The organism is Aquabacterium sp. (genome assembly GCF_021768455.1).
In the GTDB taxonomy this organism is placed as follows: domain Bacteria; phylum Pseudomonadota; class Gammaproteobacteria; order Burkholderiales; family Burkholderiaceae_C; genus Aquabacterium.
In genome coordinates this window covers 52,315-65,675 of record NZ_JAIZVX010000001.1, presented here as the reverse complement: position 1 = coordinate 65,675, position 13,361 = coordinate 52,315, and the positions used below count along the sequence as shown (strand labels likewise).

The following is a 13,361-nucleotide window of genomic DNA, read 5'->3' as shown; positions in this document are numbered from 1 at the left end:
GTCGCCCATGGCCGTGGGTGCTCGTGAGGTGCCAAGCCGCGTGCATCTTGGCCATATGGTGCGTCATCCCCGTTGACCGGTAGGCGATTCGCCCGAGCGATCAAACGCTTCGCGCGCATCTTCAATGGCCTGCCGGTTCGCGTAGGCCCACTCGCCCAGGGCGCTGATGGGCTGTCGCAGCGAATGCCCGAGTTCCGTCAAGGCGTAGTCCACACGCGGCGGGACGGTCGGGAACACGGTGCGCGTGACCAGGCCATCGCGCTCCAGGGCGCGCAGGGTCAGCGTCAGCATGCGCTGAGAGACGCCGTTCACCAGTCGCCGGATCTCGTTGAAGCGCTTCGGCCCGCTGCCCAGCAGCATCACAATGAGCACGCTCCATTTGTCGCCAATGCGAACCAGGATCTCCGCGACCGGGCGACAGTCGTGTTCCAGTGCCTGATGACCACCGCCTTCGCGCAAGCGGCGCTCCAGCTCATGGGGCTCGATGGGAGGCTTGGTTACTTGCATGTGCCCTGGTGCTCTGCGTGTGCCTTCTTGTGCAACGGCGAGGTCGTCCCTAAGATTGCCTAGGTTACCAATTTATACCAACCCAGGCAAAGCGAACCCTGTCATGAAGCATGCGAAGCGGATCTGCTGGGCCATCACAGGCCTTCCGGCCGACATCCAGGCGGGATGCCTCAGGCTGGGCTGTGCGCGCGATCTGGTTCGAGGAGCGTGAACGTGAAGGTGCTGGTTTTTGGCGCGACCGGGCCGACCGGGCAATGGGTCTTGCGCCAGGCGCTGGAGGCAGGTCACGAGGTGACGGCCTACGCTCGCAGTCCCGCCAAGCTGGTGCCCACGGCGCCCGGGCTCCATGTGATCGCGGGCGAGTTGACCGATGCCGCTGCGATACGGCGGGCCGTGGCGGGGCAGGATGCCGTCATCAGCCTGCTCGGACCGGGGGGCAAGTCGACCGGCACGCCCATCGCCGATGGCATGGCGCTCATCGTTCAGGCGATGCGCAGCCTCGGTGTCAGGCGACTGATCGCCACGGCCACCACCAGTGCGCCCGACGCGAAAGACCGCTTCAGCCTGCCCTTCTGGCTCGCCATGCACGTGGTCAAGGCCCTGGCGGGCAGTGCCTATGAAGAAATCGTCACCACGGCTGCCGTGGTCCGCGAGTCGGGGTTGGACTGGACGCTCGTCAGGCTGCCCATGTTGTCCGACAAGCCCTGCAGCCGGCCCGCGGTGGCCGCCCATGTGGGCGACCCGAGGATCAAACTGTTCTCGATGTCACGAGAACGCCTGGCGGAATTCCTGGTCGCGCAGTTGAGCGATTCGCGCTGGCTTGGCCAATCGCCGGCGGTCAGCAACGGGGCTTGAAGGGGGCGATGGCGTCGAGCGATGCGTGCCGATGAGGAATCTGCTCGACGCCATGCGCCCTACAGGTCAATCGTCAGGCAGCTGCCGCGAGCACGTGACACACACAGGCACATCCTGTCTCCTGCAGCCTTCTCTTCTTCTGAAAGGTAAGCGTCGCGGTGATCGATGTCACCGTGGGTCACCGAGGTGATGCAGGTGCCGCAGGTGCCCTGCATGCAGGCGAAGGGCACGTCGATCCCCTCCCGCGCCAGTGCGTCGATGGCCGACTCCTCTGGTCGAACGGCGATCTGCTGACCCGACCGCGCCAGCTCGACCGTGAAAGGCCGATCTTCTTCGCCAGATTGTCGCAAGGTGCCGAAGTTCTCGACGCGAATCTGTGCAGGTGCCCAACCCTGGCGAGCGGCTGCAGCGCGCATCGATGCCATGAAGCCCTGGGGGCCGCACAGGTAGAGCATGGTCGCACCGTCATGCTCGGCGAGCAGTGCGTCGGGGTCCAGCGAGGAACGCCCTGGTAGCGTGTCGACATGGATGTGGGCACCACATCGCAGCAACTCGTCCATGAAGGGCACTGCAGCCTGGTCACGTGCACAGACATGCAGGGCAAAGGGCTTGCCGAGGGACTTCAGGCGTCGAGCCATTGGCAGCAAGGCGGTGATGCCGATGCCCCCAGCCACCAGCAGAAACCGCGGGGCGCTTTCATAGAGGACAAAGTTGTTGCGCGGTTTGCTGATTGCCAGCGTGTCTCCCACGCGCAGTGCGTGCATCGCCACCGAGCCACCGCGGCCATGGTCTTCGCGCTTCACTGCCAACGTGATCTGCCCGTTCCCGGCGCTCACCACGGAGTATTGGCGGACCATGCCCTGGGCCTGCAGGTGCACATCGACATGCGCGCCCGCATCGGCCGGGAGGTCGCGGCCATCGATCGTCCGGAGCGCAATGGCACGGATGCCTGGTACCTCGTCGTGAACGGCCGTCACCCTCACAGGAATCGGCTGCTGAGCGTCGGGCCCGGGCACGGCAATCTCGCCAGGGCCGGCGAACCAGCTGCGTGAGGGGATCTCTTGCCGCTTCAGCACGCCATTGGCCAGGTCCCACACACGCTTGTACTTGAACCATGGAATGTGCGGCACGACGTGATGGATGATGTGTTCCTCCTGCCCGAACAAGAGACGGCGCAAGGGCGAGTGGCCGCGCATGTACATGGTGGACTGGAAGGGGGCCTTGTCCCAGGTGAGCCCTTCAGGATGCTGGATGTGCGCGAACGTGTACGCCACCACGCCCAGGCCCACGCGCTGCGGGATCACGTAAAGAAGCAGGAAGGCCTTCCACCAGGGCGAGACGAGGAAGGCGACGTGAACGGCCACCATGGTCACGAGCAAGAGCGCGAGGTAGATGGCCACCTTGCGTGACCAGATGTGCCGCCCATGTTTCAGATACCAGAGCACCCAATGGACGTCGGCGAACATCAGATAGAACAGGCCAAAGGGCTTGGGCGGCATCACGAAGGCGGTGTCCGGGTCACGGCCTTCTTGCCCCGTGTAGCGGTGATGGTCCATGTGGATGGCCCGAAAGACCGTCATGTTGACGGCCGGCAGAAGCAGTTGCCCCGTGATGATGCCGATGGCATCGTTGAGGAAGGGGCTGCTGGACACGGCGCGATGCGACGCATCGTGCAAGGGCGTGAACGACAGGTAGACCGCCACGAGGTTGAGCAGCATGGCCACCCACACCGGGATGAAGCCCGCGAGGGCACCGTAGGTGGCCAAGCCAAAGATGCCCAGCGCGCTCACGGCCAGCACGATCTGCTGGGGTGAGATGAGCGGCACGTGCATGACATCGGGGTACCTGGGATCGTTGACGATCTGATTGAGTACTTCCCGCGCATCAAGGTTTCTGGTCAAGGCCAAGATGAGTCTCCTGTTTTCAGATGGCCGCGCTGCTGGACGATGGTGATGAGAATCAGGTCGGCTGGCGGCGAATGTGGGCGATCGACCGGCGGACGCTCCCGGAGCGCACGGCGTTGTCGCTGTAGAAGACATCATGCAAAGAAGGGGTATGGCAGGTCGCCATCCTTTCAGATGGTGCGCATGGGTACTTTCACTGACGACAAGTCGCGGTCACGCAGCGGTGAATCGATAGAGGAGGTACACGCCAGCCAAAGCAAGGCTGCCGTGCAGCAGCGCCAGCCCCAAGCGTGAGCCCTTGGGCTTCATGAGGCGAAACAGCACCAGGCCACCACACCCGGCCGAGCCCAACAGCCCGACTGCCCACAAGGCCGTGTCGGGAATGGGCCTTGCCACGTGTGACAAGGCATAGCCCAGGACGCCCAATGCAGACAGGCCGATCAGCCCGTGGGCAGCGCCAAACCATCGAGGGTATCGGACCTTCAAGGCGATGAGCAGGGTGAAGAGCAGGCCACCACAAGCGCCGGCGGCCAACATGGAGAAAGCGATTTGAACAAGGGTCATCGGGGTGAGCATGGTGGGGAGGGGGCCGTCAGGCCTCCAGCAGTTGATCTTGCAGACGCTGTTGGGTGGCCTGCGTCAAGCCAAGCCTGTTGCGCAGAAAGCCTTGCGTGCCGCCTGCATCGCTGGCCATGACATCCAGGGCCGCTTGCAGGAAGCGGGCGTCGGCCGCCTTGACCACATCGAGCACTTCGGGGTCCACATCGGTGCCCAGCATGAAGCTCAGGTCGCGCCGATGGCGGTTGGTCAGCAGGTAATCGCTCAGGATCTCCTGGTGAGACACGCCCAACGCCGACAGCACCATGGCCGTGGCAACGCCCGTGCGGTCCTTGCCGCTGGTGCAATGAATCAGCGCGGGCAGCCCATGTGGGCCACTCAGTTGCATCAACAGCCGACTGAAATGCGGTGCCTGGTGAATGGGCATCAGGCGGTACATGTCGAACATCGTCTGCCAGGCCTCGTCCTTGCCGATGGCGCGCTGCCTCACCCGCGCCATCAAGGAATGTGCACCCTGGGGATAAAAGCCGATTTCGTGCACCTGCAGCGCGGCATCGTCGGGCAGCCGATTGGGGCGCAGGCGACGCTCATCTTCGTGGCGAAGGTCAAATACATGGCGCAGTCGCAAGCCCTTCAACAGCGCCTGGTCGCTGTCGGACAGATCGGCCAACGAGTCGGCACGAAACAGCATGCCCCGGCGCACACGCCGGCCATCAGGGGTGCAGAGTCCACCCAGGTCACGGCAGTTGATGGCACCTTGCAGTGCGATGCGGCGTTCGGCCGTCAAGGGCGTGGACATGCTGCTTCAGCGCTTGAGCAGCTCAGGCAGTTCGGCACGGTGGAAGCCCTGGAACGGCGCATTGCGCTGGTGGGCCTTGAGCTTCCAGGTGTTGCGGGCATTGGGCGTGCCGCCATCCACACGGATGCACGAGCCCGTGATGTAGGCCGCCGCGGGTGAAAGCAGGTAGACGATGGCCGCGGAGATTTCGGACTCCGTGCCATAGCGCTGCAGCGGCACCCCTGCCGGGAATTCCAGGATCTTGGCCTTGGCTTCCGGGGTGTAGCGATCAAAGCCGCTGGAGGCGATGCCACCCGGGGCGACCGTGTTGACGCGCACCCCAGACTCGGCCCATTCGCAGGCGGCGGTTTCCGACAAGGTGAGCATGCCCCCGCGTGCCGCAGCAGAGTGGGCGAAATCCGGCCAGCCATTCCAGATGTCGGCGATGATGTTCACCATGGCGCCGCCGTTGTCTTTCATCCAGCGGGTGTAGACCTCCCGCATGACGATGAAGCCACCCGTGAGGTTGTTGCGCACGACCGCCTCAAAGCCCTTGGTTGAAATGGTCTCCATGGGGGTGCGGTATTGGCCGCCGGCGTTGTTGACCAGGCCGTCGATGCGGCCATGCTGCGCCAGCACCGCCTCGATGCAGGCGATCACTTGCGGCTCGTCGCGGATGTCGCACACGTGTGTGCTGACCCGGCCGCCGTCGGCTTCGATTTCCTGCCGCACCGCTTCCAGCTTTTCTTCGGTGCGGCCCCATATGGCCACCGTGGCGCCCAGTGAGGCGAGCTCATGGGCTGTGCAGCGGCCGATGCCACTGCCGCCACCCGTGACGATGACGGTGCGGCCTTCAAACAGCTTGGGGGCGAAAACGCTTTGGTAGCTCATGTTCTTGTCTCCTGAATGGTGGTGACGCGCCGTGGCGAAGAGAGCCATCCCGCCACAGGCCTCAGAGGTATTGCACCGCCGCGCGGCCGATTTTTTCGCGGGCAATGATCAGCTTCATGACCCCGGCGGTGCCGTCGCCAATCTCCAGCCCCATGACATCGCGCATGCGTTGCTGATGCGGCAGGTCCTTTGACCACCCGTAGTGACCAAAGGTCAGCAGGCACTGGTGGATCACGTCGAAGGCCGTCTTGGGGCCCATCCACTTGATCATGGCGGCCTCCGCCGTATGCGCTTGCCCGGCGTCACGCAAGGCCAGTGTGTGAAAGGCCAGCTGGCGAATGGCAGCGATGTGCGATTCGCCTTCCACCAACGGAAAGGTCACGCCCTGGAACTGCCCGATGGGGCGCCCGAATGCTTCGCGCTCCTTGGCATAGGCAAAGGCCTCGTCAAGCGATGCCTGTGCGGCACCCACACATTGCAGGCCGATGAGCGCGCGGCTGTAGTCGAAGCCCTGCATCACCTGGGTGAAGCCTTTGCCCTCGTCACCCAGTCGGTGATCAAGCGGCACGCGCACATCGTCAAAGAACACGGAGCCACGGCCGGCGATGGCGCTGCCCACATCATTGAAGCAGGTGCGCTGGATGCCCGGGCTGTCCGCCGGAACGAAGAAGGCCGTCACGCCGCGCGCGCCCGACTCCGGCGTGCCGGTTCGCGCAAACACGACATACCCATCGGCCCGGTCGGCAAAGGTGATGGACGTCTTCTCGCCATTGAGCACGTAGTGATCGCCAACCCTTCGAGCGCGCAGTTGCAGGTTGGCGGCATCCGAGCCGCCTCGCGGCTCGGTCAGGCAGATGGCCACCACAGCCTCGCCACGGATCATGCGTGGCACCCAATGCTGCATCAGCTCGGGCTGCGCGTTGCGGATCAGGATGGCCGCGTTGAGCGACATGCCCACCGGCAGCAGGCTGATGTTGAAGTCGCCATAGGCAATCTCTTCGGCAATGATGCCGGCGGTGACGGCATCCTGACCCAGACCACCTAGAGCCTCGGGCAACTCCACGCCCAGGAGGCCAAGTTCGCCCATTTCACGCAGCAAGGCCCTGTCGAGGACGCCCTCCTGCTCTCGCTTCTGGTAGAGGGGCAGCAGGCGCTCGCGAGAGAATCGCCGCGCGGTTTCCTGCAGTGCGCGTTGGTCGTCGGTCAGTACCATGTTGGTTCCATCAGTGGGTTCGCTGGATCACGTTGGGCGGCGCAGCATCAAGGCCTGTCGCGTGCAGGTCACGACCTCCTGCCCGCGTTGGTTGAAGCCTTGATGCAGGAAGGTCACGATGCCGGCATTCGGGCGCGACTTGCTGGCGCGCACCTCCATGACGGTGGTTTGAGAGCGCAGGGTGTCTCCGGCAAAGACGGGGTGGGCGAAGCGCACGTCGGTCATGCCCAGATTGGCCACGGTGGTGCCCAACGTGGTGTCCTGCACGGACAGGCCGATGACCAGACCCAGCGAAAAGATGCTGTTCATGAGCGGCTTGCCAAACTCGGTGCCTTCACAGTAGGCCGCATCGATGTGAATGGCTGCGGGGTTGCACGTGGCGTTGCTGAACCACATGTTGTCGGACTCCAGCACGGTGCGGCGGATTTCATGCGCGAACACCTGGCCGACTTCGAATGCTTCAAACCATTGACCTGCCATAGGGAATTTCCTTGAACGACTTCGCAAAAAGATGATGCACATGATCATACACATGCGTACCATCATGGTCTAGGCTTTACCCTTTGTCGTTTCAACTTCTTCATGTCGGAGCTGCTACCGTGTCATTGATCAACCGTCAGGTTCTGCTCAAGTCTCGCCCTCAAGGCATTCCTCAGGCTGACAACTTCTCGCTCTCATCGGCGCCCGTGCCCGCGCTGCTGCCCGGCCAGGTGAGGGTTCGCAACATCTACTTGTCGGTCGAGCCGGCGATGCGCGGCTGGGTCAGCGCCGTGCGCAACTACAGCGAGCCCGTGCCCATTGGTGGCGTCATGCGCTCGTTCACGGTTGGCGTCGTCGATGCGTCGAGCGACCCGGCATGGCCAGAAGGCACTTGGGTCACGGGCTTGTTTGGCTGGCAGGACTACGCCGTGGTGACGGCTTCGGCCATCGATCGCGTCATCACCGATCGCGACCTGCCCATGTCAACCGCATTGGGTGTACTGGGCATCAATGGGCTCACGGCACACCATGGCCTGCTCAAGATCGGCGAGCCGCAGCCAGGGCAGACGGTCGTGGTGTCGACGGCCGCTGGCGCGGTGGGCTCCTGTGTGGGGCAGATTGCGAAGCTGATGGGGTGCCGCACCATTGGCATCACTGGGGGGGAGCGCAAGCGCCAGCTCTGCCTGGACACCTTCGGCTATGACCACGCGCTGGACTACAAATCGGAGGCGTTTGCGGAGCAGTTGGCGCAAGCCTGCGGGGGGGGCGTGGACATCTATTTCGACAACACCGCCGGCCCCATCAGCGATGCGGTGATGCGCCATCTGCGCCCTGGTGCGCGCGTGGTCGTGTGTGGCACCGCATCCATTTCGAATTGGGATCCGCTGCCTCAGGGCCCCAGGGTCGAGCGGCACCTGCTCATCAACCGGGCCCGCATGCAAGGCTTCGTCATCTTTGACCACCGCGATGGCTTTGCCGATGCCTTGGTGGACCTGGCTGGCTGGGTGAGGCAAGGCAAGCTGCGGTACCTGGAGGACGTGCTCGACGGCATCGAGCACGCGCCAGACGCCATTGCCAGCCTGTACCGTGGCGACAACCTGGGCAAGCGCCTGATTCGCATCGCTTCAATTTGAGTTGAAGCGACGAGTGCTCAGGCTGCAGATTGCAATTTGCTCTGCAAGGTGTCGCGCAGCAAGCGCTTGAGAACCTTGCCGGCCGGGCTGGTCGGCAAAGCGTTGTCGAAGCAAATGCGCTTGGGCACCTTGTAGCCGGCGATCAGCTGGCGGCAGTGCTTGACCAGTTCTTCTTCACTGGCCTGGTGTCCTGCTTTCAGGACCACGACGGCCGAGACCATCTCGCCCCAGTGCGCGTCCGGCAGCCCGACGACCGCAGACATGGCCACGGCCGGGTGCTTGGCCAAAGCCTGCTCGACTTCTGTGGAGTAGACGTTCTCGCCGCCCGTGACGATCATGTCCTTGACGCGGTCGACCAGATAGAGCAGGCCGTCACTGGCACGGTAGCCTGCGTCTCCGGTGCGATACCAGCCATCGTGCAGCGCAGCAGCGGTGGCTTCCGGCTGGTTTCGGTAGCCGCGAAAGTTCGCTGGTGTGCGCACCAGCAGTTCACCGATTTCGCCATCCGGGCAGGGCTGGCCGTTGGCATCCACGATGCTGACCTCGGTCAGCGGCAGAGGCGTGCCGCAGGACTTGAGCTTCTCTTCGTGGACCAGGTCATGCTGATCGGGCCGCAGGATGGTGATGGCCCCACCGCTCTCGGTCGCGCCATAGAACTGCATGAATTCGCATTGCATTTCCTTGATGGCGCGCTTGAGCAAGTGGGCCGTGATGGCCGAACCGGCATAGATCACCTGACGTATGGACGAAAAGTCTGTGGTCTTGGCGTCCGGGTGGTCCAGCAGCATCTGGATGGCCGTAGGCGCCAGAACGAGCATGGTCGGGCGATCCTGCGCGATCATCTGCAGGAGTTTGCCGACGTCCAGTGCCGGCATCAAGGTCACCGTGGCCTGGCTGTAAAGGGCCTGTATGGGTACCGACAGTCCCAGCAGATGGAAGTTCGGCATGGCCATGACCAGGATGTCCGACGCAAGCCATTGATAGCTGGGTTCCAGGTGCTCGCAAAGCCGCATGTGGCTGATGCTTTGGTGTGTCAGCTCCACGCCTTTGGGCTTGCCCGTGGTGCCGGATGTGTAGATCAGCAGCGCCACGTCGCGAGGGCTCACCTCGACCCCTGGATCGATGTCGCCTTGTCCACTGCAGAAACTGGTCAGGCCGGCTGCCACATCAAACGGCTCGATGCGGACGCTTCGCTGGCTGATCTTGCACGCGGCTTCCAGCTGGGCCAGACATTCGTGTTCGGCAAAGATGATCAGCGGCTGGGCATCGTCGATCACCTGTGCCAGCTCGGCGGGGGTGAGGCGCCAGTTCAGTGGCAGGAACGTGCATCCAGCCTTGCCGGCGCCAAAGAGCGATTCGAACACGGCAAGGGAGTTCTTGCCCAGGAAGCCGATGACGTCTCCGGGTCTGGCATTGGCCTGGATGAGGCCGTTCGCAACCTGGTTGCTCCGAAGGTCCATCTCCCGGTAGCTGTACGTCTTGCGCTGGTCAATGAGCGCGACCTTGTCCGGCGCCTGCCTGGCGTGATACCGGATGACATCAGGTAAGTACTGAATGCTGGCATGGAGCCACATGTTGATTGCCTCTCGAATGGGGTGGCACCGGCGACCACGCAGCCAGTGAATGCTTCGGCAAAGATCGTACGCTACGTTACCAAGTCAAGGCAAGCGCCCTGATGCGCTTCTGCATTGGGGTTTGCCCTTTGTCTTGCATCAGGACCTCCAACCTTCGGGTTCCTACTGAGCATGAATTGTTGAATAGATGACAACATGACCATGTGAATCATATGCATGCGTACGAAAAACATGTGTCCATGAGGTGGCAACAATTTTGAGTCGGAGACGACCAGGAGGCGATATGAGGAGTCAGTTCAAGTTCCGATTGACGAGGCAGGCTGTCCTGCTGCTTTGTGCCGGGTTGGCCGCATCGGCCCAGGCAGCGGATTTCGAGTTTGGCGAGGGGTGGGCGGGGAGCTGGACCTCTTCCTTGTCGCTGGGTACAGCGATACGGGCGCGCGATGCGGACAGCCGTCTCTATGGTCAGATTGACGGTGCCACCGTGGGCAAAACCAACGGGACAGGCAACAACACCATTGATGAAGGCAACCTCAATTACAACAAGGGCGACGCGTTTTCAACGCAGCTCAAGCTGATTTCCGAAGTGGCTGTGCACAAGGGCGACTTGGGCGCCATGCTGCGGGCCAAGGCCTGGTACGACTACACGCTCAACAACCAGAACGTGCGTTTCGGCAGCCAGAACAATGGCTACTCATCCCGCGACCCGCTGAGCGACAAGGGCTTCGAGCCGCTCAGCAAGTTCCAGGGCATCTATCTGCTGGACGCCTATGTGTACGACACCTTCGAACTCGCTGGCCAGCCCTTGCAGGTGCGTCTGGGCAATCAGGTGGTGAACTGGGGCGAGAGCCTGTTCATTCAGGGTATCAACCAGGTGTCGCCGATCGACCTGCCGTCCTTCCGCAAGCCGGGTGTGCAACTCAAGGAGGTTTTCCTGCCGGTGCCGCTGATCTTCGCCAACCAGAGCCTGGGCAGCCATGGCTCGCTGGAAGCCTTTTACCAACTGCAATGGAAGCCCACGCCGATTGAAGGGGCTTGTGGCAACTACTGGGCTGCGGCAGCCGCTTCCATTTCAGCCTCACAAAACTCCTGCAGCACGGCCGTGACCATTGCGCCCGGCACCAGCAACGCGCAGGGCTACGCCGCAGGCGCGTACGTGCCAACCATCGATGGCAAGGAAGGGCGTGATGCTGGCCAGTACGGTCTGGCCTACCGCTTCAACTCTGAAGCCCTGGACACCGAGTTTGGCCTGTATGCACAGCGCCTGAACTCGCGAACACCGAATCTGAGTTCGCACTTCGGCACCTTTCCCGGAACGGTCAGTCCCTTCGCCGTGTCTTGGGACTACGCCAACGACATCAAGATGTACGGCATCAGCGCTGCCACCAACCTGGCGGGCATCTCTGTGGGCGCGGAGTTGAGCACCCAACGCGGCGTGCCGGCCCAGGTGGATGGCAACGACTTGCTGTATGCGAGCCTGGCAGGCATCGGCCCCTACGCATCGGCAGCGGCCACTGCCAGAGCGGGCAATGGCCTGCTCCTGGGCTACGGGCGCACCAACAAGACCCAGTTCCAACTCAATGGAGTGAAGGCCGGCAGCAACCTGCTGGGTGCCGGGCAGTACGTCCTGATCGCAGAGGCGGGGTTCCAGTGGAATGACCTTCCCAACTACAAGAAGGACCCCACAGCGGTGCGCTACGGCACTCGGGCCTTCATTTTCGGGCCTGGCTCAAGTGCCAGCTATGGCGGCAGCACCTGTGGGACCTTGAACATTTCCTCGGCCGGCTGCAAGAACGATGGCTACGTCACACCCTTCTCCTGGGGGCTGCGCGCCAAGTTCGACCTGACCTACAACAACGTCCTGGATACCGGTGTGACGGTGGTGCCCAGCATCTTCCTGTCGCAAGACGTCTACGGCTATTCGGTGGACAGCCAGTTCCTCCAGGGGCGCCGCGCCATCGGCCTGGGCAGCCGCTTCGAGTACGCCAAGAAGTACACCCTGGACCTCAACTACGTGACCTACAACCACCACGCCACCTACGACGCCTACCGCGACCGCGATTACTTTGCCGCGACGCTTGGCGTGAGCTTCTGATCGACGGAGTATCCACATGAATACCAAGCAACCCACATTCGCACCGAGCAAGCGCGCGGCCATTCTGGGCCTGTGTGTCTCGTCCTTGATGTCCCTGGCACACGCCGCTGTGGATGCAGACCGACTGGGCAAGGACCTGACGCCCAGCGGCGCAGAGCGAGCAGGCAACAAGGACGGCAGCATCCCGGAATGGACAGGCGGGCTGACCAAGCCACCCGCTGGCTACAAGGCCGGTGGGGCGTATGTCGATCCCTTCGCTGGTGAAAAGCCCTTGTTCCAGATCACCGGTCAGAACCTTGAAAAGTACAAGGACAAGGTCTCCCCGGGCATGCAGGCCTTGCTGAAGAAATACCCCCATCTGTCGATGCCGGTCTACCGCACGCACCGCACCTTTGCCAACCCGCAATCGGTGTACGACGCGACCAAGGCCATGGTCGGCAAGGTGATGCTCAAAGGGCTGACCCTGCAGAACTACACGATGCCTGGCACCCCATTTCCCGTGCCCAGCAATGGGGTGGAGGCCATGTACAACCACCTGACGCACTTCTTCGGCAGCTACAACCGTTGCGCGGACTGGCTGCCGGTGCGTCCCAACGGCGATTACTACCGCGTGGGCTTTTGCGAAGACATGGTGCAGGGGCAGAACTTCGATCAGCGCCAACCCAACCATGTGTTCTCCTTCTATGGCGCTTATGACGCACCAGCGACGCTGGTTGGCACCATCTACCTTGTGCACGATCCGGTGGACTATTCGGTTGCAGGGCGCCAGGCCTGGATCTACAACGCTGGCCAGCGCCGTGTGCGCCGGGCGCCCGATCTGGCTTACGACGCGGCCTCGGATGGCGACGAGGGGATGCGCACCGCAGACGACTACTGGGGCTTCAATGGCGCACTGGACCGCTACGAATGGAAGCTGGCAGGCAAGCGGGAGATGTACATCCCCTACAACGCCTACAAGGCCAATGACAAGAGCCTCAAGTACAAGGACATGATCGACAAGGGCTCGCTCAAGTCTGATCTGCTGCGCTACGAGCTGCACCGCGTGTGGGAGGTTCAGGCCACCTTGAAGACCGGCATGTCGCATGTCTATGCCAAGCGAACCTTCTTCATCGACGAAGACAGCAACACCATCGCCTTGGCCGACCACTACGACAGCCGCGGCAACCTGTGGCGCACCCATGTCTTGTCGCTGGTTCAAGCCTACGACGCGAACGTGATGTTCCAGGCCCCGTGGATCCAGCATGACCTGATCAGTGGCAGCTACATCGTCGAAGGCCTGACCAACGAACGCAAGGAAGCCACGGTCTGGAACGAGCCCAAGAAGTGGTCCGACTTCCAGGTGGACGCCATCCGTCGCAAGGGCGTGCGCTGAA

The 13,361-nt window shown here is 62.7% G+C and carries 12 protein-coding genes; 4 read left to right on the top strand and 8 right to left on the bottom strand.

Annotated features, from left to right (window positions below):
• Positions 1 to 63: 63 nt before the first annotated feature.
• On the bottom strand, positions 64 to 507 hold the full coding sequence (locus tag QZ994_RS00290; RefSeq protein ID WP_290866638.1) for a helix-turn-helix domain-containing protein: 444 nt from the start codon (positions 505 to 507) through the stop codon (positions 64 to 66).
• A gap of 213 nt (positions 508 to 720) precedes the next feature.
• Here QZ994_RS00290 and QZ994_RS00285 point away from each other — a divergent pair, with 213 nt between their 5' ends.
• Positions 721 to 1,362 carry an NAD(P)-dependent oxidoreductase gene (locus tag QZ994_RS00285; RefSeq protein ID WP_290866635.1) on the top strand — a complete coding sequence of 214 codons (642 nt, stop codon included), beginning with the start codon at positions 721 to 723 and terminating at the stop codon, positions 1,360 to 1,362.
• 59 nt (positions 1,363 to 1,421) lie between these two features.
• Here the strand turns inward: QZ994_RS00285 and QZ994_RS00280 are convergent, their stop codons facing one another.
• The 6 genes from QZ994_RS00280 to QZ994_RS00255 all read right to left on the bottom strand — a co-directional run bounded on the left by QZ994_RS00280 (position 1,422) and on the right by QZ994_RS00255 (position 7,186).
• The gene (locus tag QZ994_RS00280; RefSeq protein ID WP_290866632.1) at positions 1,422 to 3,194 is read right to left on the bottom strand and encodes a fatty acid desaturase; all 1,773 of its coding nucleotides are present in this window, start codon (positions 3,192 to 3,194) and stop codon (positions 1,422 to 1,424) included.
• 285 nt (positions 3,195 to 3,479) lie between these two features.
• Complete coding sequence (locus QZ994_RS00275; RefSeq protein WP_290866628.1) at positions 3,480 to 3,830, bottom strand: hypothetical protein; 351 nt, start codon at positions 3,828 to 3,830, stop codon at positions 3,480 to 3,482.
• Positions 3,831 to 3,858: 28 nt separating this feature from the next.
• On the bottom strand, positions 3,859 to 4,623 hold the full coding sequence (locus QZ994_RS00270; RefSeq protein WP_290866625.1) for a tyrosine-protein phosphatase: 765 nt from the start codon (positions 4,621 to 4,623) through the stop codon (positions 3,859 to 3,861).
• A 6-nt stretch (positions 4,624 to 4,629) separates the two neighbouring features.
• Positions 4,630 to 5,493: an SDR family oxidoreductase gene (locus QZ994_RS00265; protein ID WP_290866622.1), complete on the bottom strand. Its 864-nt coding sequence runs from the start codon at positions 5,491 to 5,493 to the stop codon at positions 4,630 to 4,632.
• Positions 5,494 to 5,554: 61 nt separating this feature from the next.
• Positions 5,555 to 6,706, bottom strand: a complete 1,152-nt coding sequence (locus QZ994_RS00260; protein ID WP_290866619.1) for an acyl-CoA dehydrogenase family protein — start codon at positions 6,704 to 6,706, stop codon at positions 5,555 to 5,557.
• Between the two features lie 27 nt (positions 6,707 to 6,733).
• On the bottom strand, positions 6,734 to 7,186 hold the full coding sequence (locus QZ994_RS00255) for a MaoC family dehydratase (RefSeq protein WP_290866615.1): 453 nt from the start codon (positions 7,184 to 7,186) through the stop codon (positions 6,734 to 6,736).
• A gap of 119 nt (positions 7,187 to 7,305) precedes the next feature.
• Here QZ994_RS00255 and QZ994_RS00250 point away from each other — a divergent pair, with 119 nt between their 5' ends.
• Positions 7,306 to 8,319, top strand: a complete 1,014-nt coding sequence (locus QZ994_RS00250; protein ID WP_290866612.1) for an NADP-dependent oxidoreductase — start codon at positions 7,306 to 7,308, stop codon at positions 8,317 to 8,319.
• Positions 8,320 to 8,336: 17 nt separating this feature from the next.
• On the opposite strand, the gene QZ994_RS00245 is transcribed toward QZ994_RS00250, so the two are convergent.
• The gene (locus tag QZ994_RS00245; RefSeq protein ID WP_290866609.1) at positions 8,337 to 9,893 is read right to left on the bottom strand and encodes a long-chain-fatty-acid--CoA ligase; all 1,557 of its coding nucleotides are present in this window, start codon (positions 9,891 to 9,893) and stop codon (positions 8,337 to 8,339) included.
• Between the two features lie 283 nt (positions 9,894 to 10,176).
• On the opposite strand from QZ994_RS00245, the gene QZ994_RS00240 reads away from it, so the two are divergent.
• Both QZ994_RS00240 and QZ994_RS00235 read left to right on the top strand, forming a co-directional pair.
• Positions 10,177 to 11,988, top strand: a complete 1,812-nt coding sequence (locus QZ994_RS00240; RefSeq protein WP_290866606.1) for a DUF1302 domain-containing protein — start codon at positions 10,177 to 10,179, stop codon at positions 11,986 to 11,988.
• A gap of 16 nt (positions 11,989 to 12,004) precedes the next feature.
• Entirely contained in the window at positions 12,005 to 13,360 is a 1,356-nt protein-coding gene (locus tag QZ994_RS00235; protein ID WP_290866604.1) for a DUF1329 domain-containing protein, read from the top strand.
• The last annotated feature ends 1 nt before the right edge of the window (position 13,361 follow it).

Bases quoted from the DNA above. Each gene is read 5' to 3' on its own strand.
- QZ994_RS00290 (WP_290866638.1), bottom strand. From the start codon at position 507: ATGCAAGTAACCAAGCCTCCCATCGAGCCCCATGAGCTGGAGCGCCGC.
- QZ994_RS00280 (WP_290866632.1), bottom strand. From the start codon at position 3,194: ATGCACGTGCCGCTCATCTCACCCCAGCAGATCGTGCTGGCCGTGAGC.
- QZ994_RS00275 (WP_290866628.1), bottom strand. From the start codon at position 3,830: ATGACCCTTGTTCAAATCGCTTTCTCCATGTTGGCCGCCGGCGCTTGT.
- QZ994_RS00270 (WP_290866625.1), bottom strand. From the start codon at position 4,623: ATGTCCACGCCCTTGACGGCCGAACGCCGCATCGCACTGCAAGGTGCC.
- QZ994_RS00265 (WP_290866622.1), bottom strand. From the start codon at position 5,493: ATGAGCTACCAAAGCGTTTTCGCCCCCAAGCTGTTTGAAGGCCGCACC.
- QZ994_RS00260 (WP_290866619.1), bottom strand. From the start codon at position 6,706: ATGGTACTGACCGACGACCAACGCGCACTGCAGGAAACCGCGCGGCGA.
- QZ994_RS00255 (WP_290866615.1), bottom strand. From the start codon at position 7,186: ATGGCAGGTCAATGGTTTGAAGCATTCGAAGTCGGCCAGGTGTTCGCG.
- QZ994_RS00245 (WP_290866609.1), bottom strand. From the start codon at position 9,893: ATGTGGCTCCATGCCAGCATTCAGTACTTACCTGATGTCATCCGGTAT.
- QZ994_RS00240 (WP_290866606.1), top strand. From the start codon at position 10,177: ATGAGGAGTCAGTTCAAGTTCCGATTGACGAGGCAGGCTGTCCTGCTG.
- QZ994_RS00235 (WP_290866604.1), top strand. From the start codon at position 12,005: ATGAATACCAAGCAACCCACATTCGCACCGAGCAAGCGCGCGGCCATT.